General features: G+C 65.1%; 20 protein-coding genes and 1 tRNA gene. 6 read left to right on the top strand and 15 right to left on the bottom strand.

Annotated features, from left to right (window positions below; genetic code table 11):
- Positions 1–9 precede the first annotated feature (9 nt).
- Positions 10–702, top strand: a complete 693-nt coding sequence (locus tag Q0632_RS11625; RefSeq protein WP_298929304.1) for a glutathione binding-like protein — start codon at positions 10–12, stop codon at positions 700–702.
- 14 nt (positions 703–716) lie between these two features.
- Here Q0632_RS11625 and Q0632_RS11620 read toward each other — a convergent pair whose 3' ends face one another.
- The 3 genes from Q0632_RS11620 to Q0632_RS11610 form a co-directional block, all read right to left on the bottom strand.
- Positions 717–2,093 (bottom strand): ATP-binding protein, encoded by a 1,377-nt coding sequence (locus Q0632_RS11620; protein WP_298929905.1) that lies wholly within the window; start codon positions 2,091–2,093, stop codon positions 717–719.
- A gap of 110 nt (positions 2,094–2,203) precedes the next feature.
- Positions 2,204–2,280 (bottom strand) — tRNA-Arg (locus Q0632_RS11615).
- A 204-nt stretch (positions 2,281–2,484) separates the two neighbouring features.
- Positions 2,485–2,772 carry a zinc-ribbon domain-containing protein gene (locus Q0632_RS11610; RefSeq protein WP_298929300.1) on the bottom strand — a complete coding sequence of 96 codons (288 nt, stop codon included), beginning with the start codon at positions 2,770–2,772 and terminating at the stop codon, positions 2,485–2,487.
- Between the two features lie 86 nt (positions 2,773–2,858).
- Between Q0632_RS11610 and Q0632_RS11605 the strand changes: the two genes are divergently transcribed.
- From Q0632_RS11605 to Q0632_RS11585, 5 genes are all read left to right on the top strand, one after another.
- On the top strand, positions 2,859–3,596 hold the full coding sequence (locus tag Q0632_RS11605; protein ID WP_298929295.1) for an SOS response-associated peptidase family protein: 738 nt from the start codon (positions 2,859–2,861) through the stop codon (positions 3,594–3,596).
- Between the two features lie 88 nt (positions 3,597–3,684).
- On the top strand, positions 3,685–4,089 hold the full coding sequence (locus tag Q0632_RS11600; RefSeq protein WP_298929290.1) for a hypothetical protein: 405 nt from the start codon (positions 3,685–3,687) through the stop codon (positions 4,087–4,089).
- Between the two features lie 7 nt (positions 4,090–4,096).
- A complete protein-coding gene (locus Q0632_RS11595; RefSeq protein WP_298929285.1) occupies positions 4,097–4,489 on the top strand; it encodes a hypothetical protein in 393 nt (130 codons plus the stop codon).
- Entirely contained in the window at positions 4,486–4,824 is a 339-nt protein-coding gene (locus Q0632_RS11590; RefSeq protein WP_298929282.1) for an HNH endonuclease signature motif containing protein, read from the top strand. Before Q0632_RS11595 ends, Q0632_RS11590 begins: the two co-directional genes overlap by 4 nt.
- Positions 4,821–5,366: an NYN domain-containing protein gene (locus Q0632_RS11585; protein ID WP_298929279.1), complete on the top strand. Its 546-nt coding sequence runs from the start codon at positions 4,821–4,823 to the stop codon at positions 5,364–5,366. Before Q0632_RS11590 ends, Q0632_RS11585 begins: the two co-directional genes overlap by 4 nt.
- Before the next feature lie 79 nt (positions 5,367–5,445).
- On the opposite strand, the gene Q0632_RS11580 is transcribed toward Q0632_RS11585, so the two are convergent.
- The 12 genes from Q0632_RS11580 to Q0632_RS11525 all read right to left on the bottom strand — a co-directional run bounded on the left by Q0632_RS11580 (position 5,446) and on the right by Q0632_RS11525 (position 18,695).
- Positions 5,446–6,075: a hypothetical protein gene (locus tag Q0632_RS11580; protein WP_298929276.1), complete on the bottom strand. Its 630-nt coding sequence runs from the start codon at positions 6,073–6,075 to the stop codon at positions 5,446–5,448.
- Positions 6,072–6,683, bottom strand: a complete 612-nt coding sequence (locus Q0632_RS11575; protein ID WP_298929273.1) for a hypothetical protein — start codon at positions 6,681–6,683, stop codon at positions 6,072–6,074. The genes Q0632_RS11580 and Q0632_RS11575 overlap by 4 nt, the downstream gene beginning before the upstream one ends.
- Positions 6,680–6,991 carry a hypothetical protein gene (locus Q0632_RS11570; protein ID WP_298929270.1) on the bottom strand — a complete coding sequence of 104 codons (312 nt, stop codon included), beginning with the start codon at positions 6,989–6,991 and terminating at the stop codon, positions 6,680–6,682. Before Q0632_RS11570 ends, Q0632_RS11575 begins: the two co-directional genes overlap by 4 nt.
- Positions 6,988–7,389, bottom strand: coding sequence for a hypothetical protein (locus Q0632_RS11565; RefSeq protein ID WP_298929267.1), 402 nt, complete (start codon positions 7,387–7,389; stop codon positions 6,988–6,990). The genes Q0632_RS11570 and Q0632_RS11565 overlap by 4 nt, the downstream gene beginning before the upstream one ends.
- A 29-nt stretch (positions 7,390–7,418) precedes the next feature.
- Positions 7,419–8,180, bottom strand: coding sequence for a hypothetical protein (locus Q0632_RS11560; protein WP_298929265.1), 762 nt, complete (start codon positions 8,178–8,180; stop codon positions 7,419–7,421).
- A gap of 9 nt (positions 8,181–8,189) precedes the next feature.
- Positions 8,190–10,202 carry a sialate O-acetylesterase gene (locus tag Q0632_RS11555; protein ID WP_298929262.1) on the bottom strand — a complete coding sequence of 671 codons (2,013 nt, stop codon included), beginning with the start codon at positions 10,200–10,202 and terminating at the stop codon, positions 8,190–8,192.
- Positions 10,202–11,029, bottom strand: coding sequence for a hypothetical protein (locus Q0632_RS11550; protein ID WP_298929260.1), 828 nt, complete (start codon positions 11,027–11,029; stop codon positions 10,202–10,204). The genes Q0632_RS11555 and Q0632_RS11550 overlap by 1 nt, the downstream gene beginning before the upstream one ends.
- Positions 11,030–11,032: 3 nt before the next feature.
- On the bottom strand, positions 11,033–12,211 hold the full coding sequence (locus Q0632_RS11545) for a hypothetical protein (protein ID WP_298929257.1): 1,179 nt from the start codon (positions 12,209–12,211) through the stop codon (positions 11,033–11,035).
- Positions 12,211–13,677 carry a hypothetical protein gene (locus tag Q0632_RS11540; protein WP_298929253.1) on the bottom strand — a complete coding sequence of 489 codons (1,467 nt, stop codon included), beginning with the start codon at positions 13,675–13,677 and terminating at the stop codon, positions 12,211–12,213. Before Q0632_RS11540 ends, Q0632_RS11545 begins: the two co-directional genes overlap by 1 nt.
- Positions 13,674–17,993 (bottom strand): phage tail length tape measure family protein, encoded by a 4,320-nt coding sequence (locus tag Q0632_RS11535; protein WP_298929250.1) that lies wholly within the window; start codon positions 17,991–17,993, stop codon positions 13,674–13,676. Before Q0632_RS11535 ends, Q0632_RS11540 begins: the two co-directional genes overlap by 4 nt.
- A gap of 7 nt (positions 17,994–18,000) precedes the next feature.
- The gene (locus Q0632_RS11530; protein ID WP_298929248.1) at positions 18,001–18,249 is read right to left on the bottom strand and encodes a DUF1799 domain-containing protein; all 249 of its coding nucleotides are present in this window, start codon (positions 18,247–18,249) and stop codon (positions 18,001–18,003) included.
- A 62-nt stretch (positions 18,250–18,311) separates the two neighbouring features.
- Positions 18,312–18,695 (bottom strand): phage tail assembly chaperone, encoded by a 384-nt coding sequence (locus Q0632_RS11525; RefSeq protein WP_298929245.1) that lies wholly within the window; start codon positions 18,693–18,695, stop codon positions 18,312–18,314.
- Positions 18,696–18,714 lie beyond the last annotated feature (19 nt).

Raw genomic sequence — 18,714 nt, 5'->3', positions numbered from 1 at the left:
CGCGAAGCAATGATCGAGGTGTATTCATGGCCCACGCCCAACGGCCACAAAGTTCACATCATGCTGGAGGAGTGTGGCCTGGCGTACAAGGCCACGCCAGTCAACATCGGCGCCGGCGAGCAGTTCCAGCCGCCGTTCCTGGCCATCAGCCCGAACAACAAGATCCCCGCCATCACCGATCCGCAGGGGCCCGACGGCCAGCCGATCTCGCTGTTCGAATCGGGCGCCATCTTGCTGTACCTGGCGGCCAAGACCGGCCGCTTCCTGCCCCGCACCGACCGCGAGAAGTACGAGGTGCTGCAATGGCTGATGTTCCAGATGGGGGGTGTCGGCCCCATGCTGGGGCAGGCGCACCATTTCCGGATGTACGCGCCCGAGAAGATCGCCTACGCCATCGACCGCTACAGCAATGAGGCCAAGCGCCTGTACGGCGTCATCGACAAGCGGCTGGCGCAGTCGCCCTGGCTGGGTGGCAAGGACTACTCCATCGCCGACATCGCCACCTTCCCCTGGCTGCGCAGCTGGCAGAACCAGGGCATCGTGCTGTCGGACTACCCGCACCTGGAAAAATGGTTCCACACCATCGAGGCACGGCCGGCGGTGCAGCGCGGCGTCCAGGTGATGGCCAGCTTGCGCAAGCCGGTGCGCACCGAGGCGGAGCGCGAAGTGCTGTTCGGCAAGACCCAGTACGAAAGGCGATAAGGGGGCGCGAAGCCTCAGGCCGCCAGGCTGAAGCGAAAGCAGGCGCCCTCGCCCTGCACGCCCTCGGCGCGGATGCTGCCGCCGTGGCGGTGCACCACCCGTTCGATCAGCGCCAGGCCGATGCCCACGCCCGGAAACTCCTCGCTGGTGTGCAGCCGGTGGAACACGCCGAAGATCTGCTGGGCGTAGGCTGGATCGAAGCCGATGCCGTTGTCGCGCACCTCGAAGCTTTGGGCCGCACCCGGCTGCGCCGGGCAGCGGCGCACGCTGATCCGGGTCAGCGCACGGTGGGCGGTGAACTTCCAGGCATTGGCCAGCAGCGCCTCCATCGCCGTGAGCAGCAGCGGCGGATCGGCCAGCACGGTCATGCCGTCCTCGATGTCGAACTCCACCTGGCGCTGCGGCTGCTGCGTGCGCAGGCCTTCGGCGATTTCCCGGGCCACGGCGCTCAGGTCCACCGCCACACGGCGCAGCGAAGCCTGGTTGACGCCAGCGAGCCGGACCAGGCCCTCGCAGACGCTCTCCATCTGCAGGGACGAGGCCATGATGCGGTCCAGGTGGCCGCGCAAGCTGGACCCGGCCACGCCCTGGGCCAGCTTGCGGGCCAGCAGGTTGCTCTGGCCGTTGATGGCGATGATGGGCTGGCGAAAATCATGGGCAACCGAGTGGGCAAAGGCCTGCAGCTGGCTGTTCCACTCCTGCAATTCGGCGTTCTTGGCCTGCAGCTGCGTCGTGCGCTCAACCACCCGGTGCTCCAGATCCTCGTTCAGTGTCCGGAAGCGCCGGTTCAGGTCCAGCAACTGGCCACGGGTCCTGCTGCCCAGATAGCCCACAAAGGCACAGCGCGCCACGATCAGCGAGTAAGTGAGCCAGACCAGCAGCCGCTCCAGCGGTGTCGCGGCCGGCGGGCTGAGGTTGATCTTGGCCGAGGCGATCGCCAGCGCGGTGACGGCGCACAGCGCCAGCCACTCGAAGGTCAGCTGGCGCCAGCCCATGCGCGGCTGATGGTAGCTGAAGCCGAACACCACCAGCAGCATGCTCAGGAAGAAGAACGACAGCTGCGGGAAGATCCAGAGGAAGACCAGCTGCAGGACCACCGCCAGGGCCCGCTGCACGCGGTCGATGTAGGGATCCGCCATCTCCTGCTGGACGCCATTCCAGACCATCCACAGGAACACGCTGCTCATTGCCGCACCGGCCAGGCCGTAGGCCAGGGGCAAGGTGAACGGCACGGTGCCGGCCCAGGCGAACAGGGACAGCAGGACGGTGTCGAGCAGGCGGCTGGCGGCGACGTAGCCCTCCATCCACAAGCGGCGCCGACGCAGACGCGGACCGCGCTCGCCCAGGGGGGCATCGGCCAACGCAGGCGTGACAGGCAGACCCGGCTGCACCAAGGGCATCTCCTTGAAGGGGGCCCCGAAGGTACAGCCGGCCCGGCGCTCAGGCTTAGGCAATTTTCTTAAGCTGAACAGTTGGGAGCCGGTTAGGCAAATGGATGCGTTGGCCTGCCCGACAGGGATCGAACCTGTGACAACCGGCTTAGAAGGCCGGTGCTCTATCCAACTGAGCTACGGGCAGACAGGCAAAAGGCCCCATGGGGGCCTTTTTGGAAATGGTCGGAGCGAAAGGATTCGAACCTTCGACCCTCTGGTCCCAAACCAGTCTGGATGGATAGTGTAGCTGTGAAATCAACGACTTACGGGCGTCCAATCTTTCCGTCGTGCATCACAGTGCCTATGGCAGCGCGGAACACTCGCGCAAAAGTCGCGCAACTTGCTCGCGTTAGCCGTGCCGCCACCAAGCGGAGAAACGCGCCGCAACATAGAGCACGAACCCCAGCGTCCACAGGAGGGCGCTAGCCGGAATCTCCTTCGCCACGCACGAGACAGTTCCTGCCGCGCAGAGCAGCACGGCCACCAGCTGCAGGCCTTTGTACTTTTTTGCAGTCTGCTGGGTTGTAACGACACCTGGCAGGTCAGCTGCCTGCCCGCGCGGCGCGCCACATTTAATGCACGTCGGCGCTTTGTCACTGATCTGGGCACCGCAGTCGGTGCATGCCACGAGAGCCATGTTCTTCTCCTCAACCTCATCTTTATGCGGGGCCGGCCATTGAAGCACGACCAGACGGATAAGTCATCCTTCGTCAAAATGCGGGCATGTGCAACCTGTACGAGTCGACCCCGCGCGACAAGATCAACCTGCGCCACCTGGTCAAGCTGCCGGAGAAGCCCTACCCCGTCACCATCGCCCCGCTCAAGCCGGGCCCGTTCGTGAAGGCCGCCGGCGCCAGCGACGTGGGCCAATGGGGCCTGATCCCGGACGGTTCGCCCAGCCAGCGGCCCATGCGCACGGTGCGCACCGCCGGCGTCGCCAAGCTGGTCCCGATGTCGACCAACAACACCAGGCAGGACAAGCTGACCAACCGCTTTTCCATCGCGGCGCCGATTTGGGCCCGCGGCCAGCGCTGCCTGATCCCGGCCAATACCTTCCAGGAGCCGTACTGGGGGCCGCTCGAGTCGCCCTTTGCGAAGTCCATCGCGCGGCATTTCCGGCGCGCTGATGGCCAGCCCTGGGCCCTGGCCGGCATCTGGAACGACTGGACCGACGCGGAGACCGGCGAGGTGGTGGGCAGCTATTCCATGATCACGCAGAACTGCGACGCCCACCCGCTGCTGCGGCTGATGCACCGGCCCGAGGTCGATCCGAAGACCAAGGCGATCCTTCCGGCCGACCAGCAGGACAAGCGCGCCGTGGTGCCGCTGGAGGAAAGGGACTGGGATGCCTGGCTGCACGGGACCATCGACCAAGCCGCAGCGCTGATCCAGCTGCCAGCGCTGGAAGTCTTCCTGGATAGTCCGACCGACCCAGAGAAACAGGTGGCTCTGCTGCTGTAGTGCTGGACACCCCGCAAGGCTGGCGGGTAAAGGCTGCGCCGGGTTGCGGAGTGTACTGTATGCTTTGACAGTGCAATTGGAGACCAGCATGAAGCAACCCAAGGATCTGAGGATCGTGCAACTGACCGGCGTCGGTATCCTCGACGCAAACACGTGCGAGGTCGGCTATGCCGTTGCCAAGACAGCGGCCGGCACCGAGTGCTCCATCATGGTCCCGGCGCAGATGGCGCGCCATGTGGCCCAGGGCTTCACCATGATGGCCGAGGCGCTGGAGTCCGAAGGTGCCAAGCGCGGCCTGCGGCCTGCCGGTCCGCCCCAGTCACCCCCATCGCTGGTCTATGCCGAAGACCTGACCAACCGGCAAGGCAAGCTGCAGGTCTCGAATTCGGATGGCACCAGCACCGGAATCCCGCTGACCGAGAAAGTGATGCGCGACCTGGTGGCGAAGATGTCGGCCACGCTGCTGGCCCTGGACGCCGAACCCAAGCACTGAGGGCGCCGTGGGCAATGCAGAGATACGGGGTGGCCACCTCCCGGCCGGCTTCCCCATTCCGCCGCCGGCGCACCGCGTGCTGTGGGAGGTCTACAGGCTGCGTGACGACGGCGAGAAGATGCCCGCCGGCATGGCGGCGTTCCCGCCCAAGGTCGGAATGCTGGAGTTCTGGCGCTCGCCCGACGCACCGCACGAGCTCAATGCGAAGCTGTGGGACCCATCCGGCTACCCGGCACTGGAAAGCCTCGAAGACGTGGGGATCGTGCGCAGCCCGCGCGCCGGCGGCCTGCTACTGCACGGCCGCGTGCTCAATGTGAAGTCGGGCAATATCACCACCCAGCCCCAGGCGTGGTGGTGCGTTGTGCACGCGCTGCGGCCCGTCAGCGTTGACCCTGGATGATCCGAAGCCTGTTCGCCATCTTCCTGGTCCTGGCCAGCTGTAGCGCCGGCGCGCGCATCGAGCGCAGCCAGGCCGAGGTCAGGGCCTTCCGGGCTGACAACCCCTGCCCTGCCACCGGCCGCCGGTCGGGCGCCTGCGCCGGCTGGGCCGTGGATCATGTTCTGCCGCTCTGTGCCGGCGGCCCCGACAAGCCGGCCAACATGCAGTGGATCACCGATGCCGACCACCGCTTCAAGACCCTGGTCGACGAGCGTGAGTGTCGGAAATTGCGGCGAGCAATAATCCAACCTGCCGTCCACCGTCAAGGCGATCCGAACCTGCCAGAGCAAATATGAGCATCCTTAACCCTCCACCACCCCGGCCCGTCGCGTTTGAGCACGCGATGGTGTTCATGGATGGCTCAAACATTTTCCCTGACGTTGCCGACAAAGAGCTGGTGGTTCCTAGCTTCCACAAGATTGCGGCCGCCATCATCCACCCTCGGATGCTGACGCGCGCGTACATCTACACCACCGAGCGGAAGGCCGATGATGCAAGAAAAGTTCACGGTGCGTCGTGTTTCGACGGCTGCCGCCTCGTCTATGGACATGTGTCCACGCGAGCCAACGGCTCCGAGACCGAGAAAGGCGTCGACACGTTATTGGCATCGGACCTGATCTACCACGCGGCCATGAAAAACATCAAATACGCAGTAGTCGTCTCCAACGACACTGACTTTGTGTGGCCACTCAAGCGTGTTGAGGACTTCGGCTGCGGAACGGGGGTATTGAGCCTCATCAAGAAGGGGAATGATGTCTTGCAGAACGCCTGCGACGTGTACACGTTCTGGGACGTCGATCAGCTCATTCAAAACGGACTTGCCGAGCGGGCCCAGTAGCAAACAAAAAAAGCCCCTGAGCCCGCGAGGGCCCAGGGGATGAAGTCTTGGCTTTCGGCCAAGAGGAGACAACTGCAATTCAGGGTGGTGTCGTGGCCAGGGTGGCCCGCAGGCTCAGCGAGTCGACACGGCAGGCAATGTAGGCCCGGTTGATGTCGTCGGCGGCGCCGGTGAGCTCGAGAAGTAGTCGTTCAAGCGGCGCTGAAAGTAGCCCGCTGGCTTGGGCTCCGTCTTCACCACCACGGCCGGCGGTTCCGGGATCTTGGGCTTGGGCGCCACCACCACCGCCCCGACATCCGGCTGCATGAGGGTCGCGCAGCCCGCCACCACCGCCAGCGCGAGACTTGCGCAGCAGATCTGCGCGCAGGCCATCGATCGTTTCAGCATTTTTCGCATCCTGTGCCTCCAGTTGAATCTTGGCCGCGCCCAGCTCGCGCTCCAGGCGCAGCACGTTGGCCGTCTCGGTCGCCAGCTTCTTGGCCGCCTCGGCCTTTTGGGCCAGCACAGCCTGCTGCAGCTGCGCCAGGCTGCGCTGGGCGCTGTCCCGGTCGCCAGCTGCGTCCCAGGCCCACCAGGCCAGCACCAGGGCCAGCACAGCCCACACGGCGCCGGGGATGGCGTTGCAAACTCTGATCAGCACCTGCAGGCAGGCCCAGGCTGCGGCGAGCACAGGGCCCAAGCCTGGGATGGCGAAAAGCCAGGCACTCATGCCATCACCTTCCGGCACAGCAGCGCGAGGTTTGCGCAGTGGTCCATGCCGATCAGGCCGCCATTGACGCGCCGGCGCAGCTTCACCTGGGAGCCCAGCATGGAGTCAGGCACCCTGCCCTCCCACCAGGCAATGGCGGCCTCCAAGCCGTAGATCGGGCCCTCGATGAGGTGCGGCATGCCCACCAGGTCCTGCCCCATCTGGTCGCCTAGCAGGATGTAGGCGTCCTTGCCCGTGGCCATGATCGGGCAGCGGCCGCGGTACAGCCAGCCGTCGCCGGGCTCGGTGTTGCCCATGCGGCCGCCGTACACCTTGTTGGCCAAGGCCTCGGGGTTGCGGGCGTAAGGCGCGGCATCGCTCTCACGCTGGAACCGGCCTGGCCACACCTGGCAGATGCGTTCTGCGCTGTAGTTCAGGTTCTCCTGCAGCTTCTCCAGCATCGCGCATTCGTGCAGGATCTGCGGCAGCCAGTCGACGATGTCGGCCATGCCCGCGCTGAACTTGGCCGGCTGGACGGCATTGGCGAACGGCGCCGCCCACTTTGCCGCGGTAAATGGCCGCACGCCCAGCTCGGCCAGGATGCGAAGCCAGTCAGTTTCGGAAATCATGGTTGCTCCCGATTGAAGGAGGACGGTGTGCCGGCCCGCCAATGCCGCGCGGTCGCCAGCTGCACGGAAGCGAACGAAGCGAGCATCAGGACCGTGGCGGCGTGCGGCCGGTAGCGCGGGAACCATGGCCACAGGCCCGATGCCCACGGCGCGATGGCCAGCACGAGGGATGCGGTCGCGGCGAGCACGAACGCCATGCGGATCACGGGGAAGGTGTGCCGCTCGGTCGTTTTGACGAGGCGGCACCAGGCTGTGCCGAAAAGCACAGCGCACAGCACGGTGTGGACCGAGAGCAGGACGATGGTCATTGGCCACCTCCCTGCGCCCCGCGGCCCAACCGGGCAGCAATTGCCTCACCCGCAGCAGCCACCCAGCCTGGCCACTTGTCGGCCAGGAACGTGATCCCGAAGGCGATCACGCCAGGCCATCGGTCGGCCGGGAAGCCCGTGTAGTGCACGATCAGCGCTGCGACGAAGGCCGTCAGCACCACGGCCGCGCCCATCCAGCGCACCATGTAGAAGGCTGCTTTGATCTTCGGCCCACCCATGCCTGCCAGGGTGTCGAAATTGACCTTGGCAACGGAATGCATGGTCCCGATCAGCGCGCCAAACAGGATCAACGCATAAGTCCCGACCTCAGGGCCGAGGATCAGGATGAGCGCGGCAACGATTCCCGTCGCGGCTTCAGCTGGGGTTGCGGGTGCCATCAGTGTTTCCTTTCGAAGATGGTGATGGCCTACGCGCCCGCCAGGGTGACCCCCAGCTGCGGCGCTTTCAGTGAGTAGTAGTCGTACACATCCTGCAGATCGGCCAAAGACAAGCCCCTATGCCAGATAGCGGCTCCGGTAATTTCCCCGCTACCCGCAAGTGACGCCCCGGCTATTCCGGTATAGGTGCCGATCTGGATATTGCGGGGCACGGTTTCAGTAGATGGGGTGGTGTTGGAAGCAGTTGTTGGGGTGCGCCCAACATCGAAAAGATAGGTCTTCACAGCGAACCCGATGCGCGTCATCGCCATCAGGTAGTGTTTCGTCGGATCGAATACGGTCACCGGGATCGTTGCGGAAACAATGGTGCTCGATCCAAACTGCGCGAAGTAGCCGGCGACGCCGCGATTGCCAACAATGGTGCTCGCTCGGTATCCCAAGTGGTTTCCGTTTGAAGCGCTCGTTGACCCACCGTTATTGAGTTCATTGACAAACAGGACCCCGTTCGTTTCGAAGATCGGAACATCGGCCCCCCTTACGAGGGCCGCGTAAGAGAAATCACCAACAGGGCGCGCATAACCGGTATCGAAACCATTTGTGCGACTCACGATTACGCCAGTGTCCACATAAGTCGGCGAACCAGTAACGACCAGGTCGGTTACGCCAGCTTTGTTTCGGGTGGGGGTGGGGCCACGAAACTCGTATAGGCCCAGAAGATCCGTGGCTTGCAGGAACGACACATCAATGAACTTGGTGAAAGTGGCATCGGCCACACGATTGGAAAGTGACATGGCGCCCCCTTATTCGGTGAAAATTTCTTCAAACATCACGCACCAGTTGTGCGCGGCATAGTTCAGACCGGCAGGGTCGAAGACAATGCTGTCTCCCTGTTGATCGCGCAGGTTGCCGCGAGGCCCATCAGTGAGGCCGCTTTCGCCAGATCCGTAGAAGGCGTATTGCAGCTTTGCTCCAGCAGGGATGGTTTCCGCTGCCACGATGCGGATCGTGTCGGGCCCAGTGATGACGACCGAGCTGATGGTGATCTCGGTTCCATCGGCCTTGAAGATGTTGAAGCCCTTGTTGGTGTTCTCAACCACCAACGTGGTGTCAAACATCAGCTTGCCGACAGGGACATGAAAACGCACGGTTGCAACAGCACCCTGCTTGATCTTGCTGATTGGCATCAGAGGGCGCCAGCGCACCCCGTCAACGATGACCCGCTTGTACGCAAGGCCGTAATGGAAGCCAAGCTTCTTCGACGACGCGGGCGTCAGGTGGACGTGATCCACCGCGTAGTACTCCATGTGGTACATCGGAGTGGCGAGAAAAATGTTCTCGTGATCCTTCGACGCCTGTAGCTGCGCCAGCGCGATATTCGGATAGGCAAGCCCGTAGTGCTTGTGGCTCGCCGTTTGGTAGCAGATCATCGACAGCTCGTTGGCGATCCCGGTGATTGCTTGAACTGAGGCCGTAGCATCCGACCGGAGTTGCTCCATCGCGGCCTCGTACACTGCAGATGCCGTTTCAATCGCGTAGTCAGCCTCGCCCTGCGTCCACGTCATTACCGGGCAGGAATAGGTCTTCCCGGCGGCCTGCGCCAGGTTAAACCCAGCCTGAATGCTGGTCACCATGCGGGTGTAGTAGGTGGTGCCTTCGGAGAGTTCAGCGATGGTCCGCCCGCCTTGCCCATCCGCACTCAGGAGCAATTGATATGACTGGTCCGTGTGCGCGATCCCGTCTTCGGACAGGATCAGTTGCTTGACCGCGTGAGCGGTGCCGGCGCTTGGGGTTTCACCGATAGGACCGGAAACGGCGGTTTCGGTCAGAGGGACCAGACTTGTCCTTGGACCACTACCTGTGTCATCAGGTCGCACGCCACCATTGAATTTCAGGCTGTCGTAGGGCTGCGTGGTGCTGATTACGGGTGTCGCCTTCTCTCCCCGGCTCAGAGATTGCCCGTAAGTCAGGATGTGTGCGATGTCCGTGGCGAACCCTTGGGCAACATACGTGCTTAGGACATAGTCGCTCACCGACACTCCATTCAACGTATCCGCACTCAGATCAGTTGCGACCACGGTAATGGCGCTGGCGGAGACAGTGGTGAGTGTCTCCGACGCTATGTCGGTGGCCTCGAAAGTCCCATCGTTGCGAACCCCAATAGCCGCGCGGCCATCTTGGTCCACAACGGACCAGGCAAATCCCAAGGGCGCCTCCGGAACCGTCGCGCTAAGCATGAGTGCAAGGTTCTCGGCGTCCTCTCCGTTGATGGATTCGACGTGCAACTCATCGACATACGCTTCGGGCGCTTCAAAGGCCCCGTCGGTTCGCACGCCGATAGCGGAACGACCCGCAGCGTCATCCACCGACCATGCATAGCCCGGGTGCAGCGTTGTAGGAACCGCTGAATCAAATTCGGACGCAGGAAGCAACGTGTAAAGGGCTTCCTGGGTTGAGGTCCCGGTGCGCTGGTACATCGTCTGGCGAACCAGGATGTTTACGCCGTCTGCATCCAGGCCGCCCTTCTTCACCTGGTAGAAGGATTGCGGGCCGGTGTAAGTGCTTGGGTAGGCGGCCTGCCCAAGAGCAACGCTGTCATAGACGCCCGCCCCGCTCGCGGCGGCTTCGGCGGCCGTGGCGGCGTCGACTGCTACCGTCGCTGAGATGGCAGCTTCATCGGAAGCCGTCTCCGCGAGGTCCTTGGCCTCAATGGCAGCAGCAGCGGCTGGGGCTGCTTCCAATGTGGAGGTATCCAGGGCATTGAGCTGCTCGATGTAGTCTGGCTGGCGCGGGTAGAACTTTTGAGAAGTGGCCATCAGATTTCCTCAATCGAGAGCGCGGTGTTGTAGACAGCGAAGGTCGGCAGGCCCAGCACGCCAGCGCGTGCCAGCTTTCCGTACAGCTGGTAGCTCTGCTCGACAGATGGATCGCCGTCTTCGGGGAAAAGCGAGATGAAGAACGGCCGCGACAGGCCGTTGCCGCGCAGGATTTCGTACATGCGCTGCCGGTCGGCGGGCTCCAGACGGTCAAGCTGGAAAGTCAGCGAGCGCCATGTGCCGCCGCGCGTGGTGCGCAAGTCGCTGGCATCGCTGCGCTCGTGCTTCGACTGGTCATTGAGGCCAAGCTCGACGCCATACGAGGCGTTGAACTGCGGCGACCAGTAGCTGCCGGTCACGACGCGCGCGGCCTCGATGTAGCCGGACGGGTTGTCGGTGTCCACGATGTCCAGCACCAGCTTGCGGATCACCGAGGCGGTGAAGTACACCCGGCCATAGACCCCGCCGGAGTAGCTGAAGGCGTTCACGCCAAGCGCCGCGCCCCATTCCCACAGGCCGAAGGGCTGGTATGCCGAAGCCAGCACCTCACCGGTGTCGACAATGGGGTCGACGTCGTCCACGTTCGTGTAGCCACGCAGGCGGAAAGTCGCCGTGCTGGTCAGGTTGCAAAACGGCAGCGCCAGCATGCTGCACAGTTCCGCGTCGTCGAACTCCAGAGTCAGGGCCGCCGTGGTGCCGGTGGAGCGCCACACCTCGGACTTGATGTCTGTCAGGAGGTTGTCGGCGGCAAGCGTCCCGGAGGTCGTCGACGCGGTGACCGTGCAGCGGTCGGCGGCGTTGTCGTAGAGAAGGCGAAGTTTCGGCATGGATTACCCGCAGACGTAGATGCAAGCCACGGTCTTGATGTCGCCTGGACCGGAGAAGGTGACGGCCTCGCGGCAGCGGGCCACGGTGTTGGCGCGCACGATGTCGTCGGCCTGCTTCATGCCGGTGCCCGCCGTGGAGCTGGTGACGATCAGGTCGCCGATTGCCAGATCACCGCCTTCGTTGCAGACCAGCACCTGGCCCTCGCCTACTGCGTTGATTGCCAGGTGTTCGTAGGTAAAGCAGGCCGCCAGATAGGAAGACTTCGGCGAGGGGTTGCCGTTGGCGTCCGTCCCAGCGGTGAAGTCGATGAAGGCGTTGGGGATCAGCTCGTTGAGCGCCCGCGGCACGATGGAGGCCACGCCGATTGCGCCGGGCTGCCCCGCAGTGGTGGACAGGGCCACTTCGCAGATCGTGCTGCTGATGCCGCCCCTTTCGACCACCGCCACGTCGACAAGGATCTGGCCGACCTGGACGGCCGTCCCGATAGGCACCAGCGCATCGTGCGAGCCGGTGAAGGGGCCGTAGTTCGTGCCGGAGCCTTCGGCGTAGAAGTCGTAACCGTTGGCCGGCCCCACCAAACCGGAGGACCCGTTGGCGTTCTCGCCGCGGACGCCGTGGCCATTGCCGGAGGTGTAGCTGCTGTAACCGTGCACGCCCGGGGCCGATGGGCCTGTGTTGGTGCCCTTGACGGCGCTAGATGCCGTTGAGGCAAGAGCATCGCCGTTGTAGAAGTCCCCGTTTCCGCCTGAAAGCTGAGCGGCATAGGCCAGGCCAAGGCCAGTGACCAGGAAGGCGCCGCTGCCGATGCTGATAGAGGATGCGCCCGTGATGGCGCCAACCACGCTCAGAGTCGACCCGTTCCAGGTCAGCTTGTTACCTGAGGAATTGCCAATCGAAAAACGGTAGGTCGACGAGCTGTAGCCCAGGAAAAACCCAGTCCCGGTGTCGTAGGCTGTTTGCCCGCCCTTGATCGCCCCGCCACCCGAAAGCGTGATGCCGCCGCCGGTGACTGAGATCGAGCCGTTGATGGCGGTGACCGTCACGTCGGCGTTGTTCGCCGGCCTGGTGCCTCCGATGACGTTGGAGAAGTCCACCGGCATGTTCGCTGGCAGCGTGGCCGTGTTCAGCCGGCTGACGGCCGCCTGCAGCAGCACATCCCGCGCGTTGACGATGGTGGCCACTAGACGAGCACTTCCACAGTGACGGTCCCGGTCAGCCAGTTCTTGACCAGCCCGACGATCTGCCCGGTCACGCCCTCGGCCATGCCGAAGCGGTAGTGCGTGATCGTCTGCGCGCCGCCCAGCTCTTCGAGCATCAGCTCAGCGAAGGCCTTATAGCTGTAGATCGTGCGGGGGACGCCGCGCAGCGCAAGGCGGCGCACTGCCTCGGCCTGGGCGTCTGCCGTGACCTGCAGGCAGGTTTCCTGGGCCACGGGAGCCTCGCTGATGCGATAGGCCGCCGCAACGGCGCTGTCGGCCGCGTTGGCAAAGAGCCAGGGCTGCAGGTACAGGTCCTTGTGCTCTGCCGGGATTCCGGTCTGCAGGTTCGCCTGGACCGTGTAGTTCTGGCAATAGGCCAGCTTGACGGCGGCCTGGACCGGCAGGCGCTCGGCCACTTCGAGGCTGTGCTCCTTCATGTTCGCGTCATTCACCTCGGTGGGCGTGCCCGGCGGCGGCAATTCGATCTTGACCAGCCGCAGCTTGCCCAGAGCCGTCATCACGACCGATGCACCGAGGCTCCCGGCCAGCAGCTGGCAGACGGCCAGGACGTTGGCCCGGTCGGACAGGTAGACGCCCACCGGCTGGGTGTTGGCCGCGTCGAAAGCGTCGAAATTGGCGTCGTCGATCTCGGTGGCGTCGTCCAGGGGGTCGGCGCCGTAGGCGGTGGCGATGCGCCGCACGAGGCCGGCGATGGTGTTGCCGTAGGTGGTCGGCTTGTCGCCCTGGACGCTGTTGGTGATCTGGCCGACCGGGGCCTGGTTCAGCACATAGGTGCCGGCCGCCAGGGTGTTGGTCGTGGCAACGACCACCCCGTTATCGCGGGTCTCGATCACGCGCTCGATGGCCCCCTGGTGCACCTGGAACTTCAGGAGCGCCGGGTCGGCCAGCAGCGGCTCGATGTTGTGGACCTCACCGAAGCACAGCGGCTTGAGGCGTTCGGCGTTGGCCGTGGCCCCGCCCAGCTTCGTCTCGGTCAGCGGCGTGTTCAGGCGCTGGCTCTTGTCGCGGACCTTGAGGTTCAGGCGGTCACGGTTGCGCGTGCCGATGTCCTCGGTGATGCCGTCGAACACCAGCCGGAAGTCCTCGCGCGCCCACTGCATGTCGCCGATGTAGACGCGGATCTCGCGGTTGGCCCAGATGTCATCCAGCCAGGTGTCCCTCTCGCCGTCGACGTTGAAAAGCTCGATGTCGCCGAAGGACAGCGAGGGCGTGCCGTCCAGGGAAAGCCGCTCGGTGATTTCCATGCCGGTGGCGATGGCCGGGTGGTAGCAGGTGCTGGCCGGGGTGTCCGTGGGAGCCGTGACATACCCGAGGTTGCTCATGTAGACGGTGGTTTCGACCCCCTCGACCGACGCGACCGCCTCGACCAGGGCGCACCGCAGCGCGCTCGGCGACTTCAGCCAAGCCAGGAATTCGGCGTCGGTCATGCGAGGGCCGGCGCAGCGTTGCGCGTAAAGGTGGCCCGGCTGGCCGCGTCAGTCGTGCCGGCCACGATGGTCTCGGCGCTTTGCTGGGCACTGGCGACGATCCCGGTGACGATGGCGCCGGCGTCCTGGCGGTTCTCCTGGCGCAGCAGTTCGACTTCCTTGCACAGGGCGTCGATCCTGGCCAGCAAAGCGGCATTGCCCTCCCCGCCCATGCTGCTGCGCCAGGCCTGGGCCGCGTCCCGGTTCAGGACAGCCTCGTCGGCGTGCAAGGTGGCGGCGTACCCGTCATAGGGGATGCGGTCCATGCCAGTCGCCAGCGGGATGCCGCGCAGGCGCTTGTACTCCGGCGAATTCATGATGCTGGCGCGGATGTCAGCTTCCGACCGGCCCACGGCCAGCATGCCGCGGAAATACGCCCCGCCCTCTGCATCAGGCGCGCGGCCCAGCAGGTCCTGGTAGGCCTGCGTGACCGGGTCGATTGTCCCGCCGCCCCCGGCGCCGGCCAGCTGGCGCACGGCCTCGGCCACGGTCAGGATCGCCGGCTTCAGGTCGATCAGGCCGGCGACCATCAGGTCCAGCCGGGACAGCTGGTCGCGCGAGGTTTCCAGCTGCAGCTCGGCCAGCGTCTGCATGTTTTCGCTGTCGGCCAGCACCATGGCGAAATCGCGCTGGTATTCGGCCCCGCTGGCGTTGTAGGTTCGGCTGGCCTCCAGGAAGGCCTCGGAGATTTGCGGCAGCTTTTCCAGCGCGCCGACGTCGCCGGCCTGGGCCTGGGCGCGGGTGGTGGCATAGCTGCTGGCCGCCTCGGCGTACTTCTGGCCGGGCGTGAGCGGCGACAGCGAGCCCAGCAGGAGGCCATCGCGGAATGACCTGATCGACTTGGTCAGAGTCTCCAGGCGGGACTTGGTCGACTCGATGGCCTGGCGCTCAGCGTCGTAGGCCGTCTGCAGGTTCGTGCGGGCGCCGCCGACAGCGCGCTGCAGGTCTTCCTGGGCTGCGACCTGGTCGTACAGGGCGCGGTTGCTTTCGTCGATGGCCGCGCGCTCGGCCTCGCGGGCCTTGGTCAGTTTCTGCAGGTCGGTCGCCGTGGTGGCGAAGAGTCGGTCTTCCAGAGATGCGCGCTCGGTCAGGGCCTTGTTCAGCCGGCCCAGGGCCGCATCCAGGGCGCCGCCGCTCAGGGCGTCAATGTCGCCCAGCTCGCGCAGGTAGTCGCCAAGCAGGCCGGGGACGTTGGCGGCCTGCAGGGCCTGGAGGGTGGCCTGCTTCAGTTCTTCGCTGAAGGCGGCATTGGCCTGCTCCGTGGTCATCGAGCCGCGGCGGTTCTGCCAGCCGAAGCCGTCCGCGCCTTGCCCGAATGCGGCGCCGCTGGTCAGCGTGCCGCCGGCGAAGGCGAAGCCCTTGCCCTTCTCGCTGGACTCAAGGCCGGAAACCAGGCCGGCCAGTTGCGCATTGCTTCCCAGCGCCTTGAGCGTGGCGTTGATGGATTCCATCGTGCCGCCGATGGCTTGACGAACCGCCTCACTGCCGATCTCCCCGCCGCTGGGGCCGACCTGGAACTGGGTGCCGTGGTAGACACCGCCCGAGCGCGTCTCGCCCTTGAAGGCGTCCTTCAACAGGGATGCGACCAGCAGCGCGCCCCCGACATAAGGCAGCGCCGAGCCAACGCCGGACAGCGCGCCGCCAGCCGGGATGAATGCGCTGGGGTTGTTGCCAGCGACGGCCGCCGCATTGCTCAGGCCGAAGGCCTGGCCCAGGGAAGAGGAAGCAAGGCCACCGAAGCCGCTACCGCCGGTCAAGCCACTGGTCAGCTGGGAAGCCGCGCCGCTCACGGGGGCCAGCACAGCCTGGATGACCGGGCGCAGCACCAGCGTGCTGAACATGTTCTTCAGCGTGTCGGCGAAGTTCTCGGCGAAGTCCTTGCCATCTTCGAAGCCGCGCAGCAGCGCGTCGGTCAGGCTGGCGTTGATGCTGTCCGTGGTGCGCTGCCACTCGTCCAGGACAGCCTTCTGCGCGACGTTATTCGCCTCGACGAAGGCATTGGCGCGGGCCTGGGAGCGCAGTTCGTCGCGCAGCAGGTCCGCCTCCTTCTTGTCGTCACCCAGGTTCCGCTTCTCGATGTCGGCCAGTTCTTCGGCGAGTTTCAGCTCGACCCGGCGCTGGCCGACGATCTGCTCGCGCGCTTGCTGGGTCTGGCCCAGCAGGCTCAATTCCAGCTGCAGCATCTCGCTGTCGGCGGCCAAGCCCCGGCCGGTTTCGGCCAGCTGCAATTGCTTCTGGCGGAATTCCGATTGCTGCAGGCTCTTGACGTACCGCTCCTGCCACACCACGGCGTTCTGCAGGCCGGCCACGTATGTGGCGCGGAAGCTGTCGCTGTCACTCTCGGCCAGCTTGCTGCGCATCTGCGCCAGCGTGGTCTGCTCGATGGCAGTCTTGCTCTTGCCGAAGGCGGCGTTGACAGCTTCCTGGCCCAGGGCGGCATCGCGCGTGCGCTCGGCTTCCCGGGCGACTGATTCGTCTTGCTTGTCCAGCAAGGCGGCGTGCTCGCGAATGCCCTTCAGTTGCTGCTCCAGCCCGCGGCCTTCCTGCTGCTGGACGACTAGGCCCTCGGCCGCCGCCAGGGACAGCTGCTTCTGCGCGCGCGCCTGACCCGTGATCGTGGTGGTCAGCTCCTGGCGCAGCTTCAGAACCAGCTTCTCGGCCTCGGTGCTCTGCACGTTGTCGGCGAGGTCGCCGCCGGCGATCTGGGCCTGGAGCCGCTGATTCAGCGCGAGCTGCTCCTTGACCTTGGCATTGATGCCAGCGACCTCGCTTTCGCCGACACCGGCCGCGCCGCTTTCCTTGTACTTTTCGCGGATATTGGCCAGGCGCTGATCCAGTTCCTCCTGCGTGATCTTGCTAGCCTTCAGCAGTTCCAGTCCGCGCGCGCGCTCCTTGTTCAGGTCGCGCTCCATTTGCGCGCGCTTCGAGAGGTACTGGTCGCCGTCTTTCTCAAACGCGAACAGGGATTTATTCAGGCGGAGCTGTTCGGCGACGGCTTCTGCATTCGCCTGGTTTGCGGCTTCCGTCCCGCGCAGGGCGGCCAGCGCTGCGCCATCCTGCTGGGTCGCGAGCCCGCCCTTGATCCCCAGGCTGGCATTGCGCGCCTGGCGGTCCTGGAGGACCCGCTCGGCGATCTTGATTTGCTCGCCGAGCGATTGCTCGCGGCCGATGCCGAGCAGCGCATCCCCGGCGCCCTTGATCGCGCCCTTCACGCCGTTCCAGCCGCGCTCGATCAGGCCCAGGTTCTGGATGATCTGCGCGGCGCGCGAGTCCAGCGTGTCGGCGAAGGCTTTCTGGGCAACGTTGGCCGCGTCGGTGGTCCTGCCCTGCTCTTCCAGCGCCTTGATCTGGCGGTAGACCGCTTCCGTCAGGAAGTTGTATTTCTCGTTCAGCTTGACGGTCGCGTCCAGGGGCGACTTGGCCAACTCGGCGAACTGGTCCACGGTCTTGCCCACGGCCTGGCCGGTGGCTTTCTCGAACTTCAGCGCCGCGCCGGCGAAGGCTTCCAGGTTCGTGCGCCCGACCTGGCCGGCCTCGACGAATTCGGCCAGCGCGGCGGCAGCGGCCGACTGCGTGCCCTGGACCGTGGACAGGCTCGCAGCCATGTCCTGCAGCTGGCTGGAGGTGACGCCGGCGGCATTGCCCGAAAGGATGATCGCCTTGGCGTAGTTCTGGGCTTCCTTGCCGCCCTGCATGAAGGCGTAGGTGAGCCCGCCGACCGCCACGGCGGTGACCGTGAGCGGGTTGACCAGGCCGAGCAGGTAGCCGCCCATGGCGCGGAAGGCCGGGCCCACGCCGCCGAAGGTGTCTTTCAGCTGGCCGCCCTGCTGCAGCAGCACGGTCAGGGGCGCCTGACCGGCCTGCAGGCTGGTGATGATGTCAGTGAACTGGGCCGGGACCTGGCGCAGCGCGGCCGACGTAGCCTTCGCGGACATGCCGAGGTTCGTCTGCGCCTGCTCGGCCTGCTTGAGCTTGGCGATGTAGGGTGCGGCGGCGTCACTGATGCCGGCCATAGCAGCGCGCTGCGCCTGGAATGCTGCCTGCCCCTCGGTCGCGATCACAGACCGACGCTTGATGGACTCCAGGATTGAGATCTGCTGCTTGTCCAGCTTCTCGACGGCCGTGTTGAGCCCTTCAACACCCTTGGCCGCGGTGGCGCCTGCCTGCACAACGGCCGTAGCCATCTTGCCGGCGCGCACCTCCACCCGGCCCAAAGCCTCATCGGCCTTGGTCGTGTCGAAGCTAACTTCGCCCTTGATGCTGCCAAGTTCGGACATTGAGGCCCTAGCGTTTCGTGTGGATTTCTTCGAGCGCGGCGGCTTCCATGGCTCGGATGTCGTGCTTCATCCGTTGTCGGTCATCGCCCGACAGGCCAAGGTCGTCTAGTTCGCGGTGCAGGACGCTGAAGTCCAGACCGACCGGCCCGCTCATGCCGTAGCGCCACTGCGTGCCCAGAAAGGCAAACAGGCAGTAGGCTTCCCAGTTCTCTGGCCAGAGCTCCACCTGCTCGTGGGCGAAGTCCTCGGGCTCCAACCCGGCTGCGCGAAGCTCCGCCAGCGAGGGCTGGGGGGCGTACCGCGCGCGCGCAGCCTCGGTCAGTTTCCCAGGCGGCCTTGCTGGGCGGCGACAGAGAACGCCCCCATCAGCGCGGCCGATGCGGCCGGGATCGTGTCGCACAGTTCCTGCAGCGACTTCAGCGAGAGCTCGGCGTCCAGGTCCCAGGCGTGCAGCGCGGCCAGCAGATGCTCGGCGTTCTTGTCGGCGGTCTCGGCAAAAATCTTCGCGTAGTCCAGGGCGCCCTCGACCTGCGCGTCCTTGCTGGCGACCGCGAAGATCTTGTTGAGCATCGCGCCGAATTCCGTGCGCGTGCAGTAGTTGAACGTGGCCTGGATGACGCCCTCGGTGCCGTCGGGCATCTCAAACTTGACAGGGAAAGGCTTGAAGGTTTCAGGGCGCTTGCCCAGGACGATCTTGGTCATGTGGTTCTTTCGCAGGGGG

Source organism: uncultured Ramlibacter sp., assembly GCF_936925435.1.
Lineage (GTDB): Bacteria > Pseudomonadota > Gammaproteobacteria > Burkholderiales > Burkholderiaceae_C > Ramlibacter.
The sequence above is the reverse complement of the archived record's forward strand: the minus strand, read 5'-3'. Positions and strand labels throughout refer to the sequence as shown.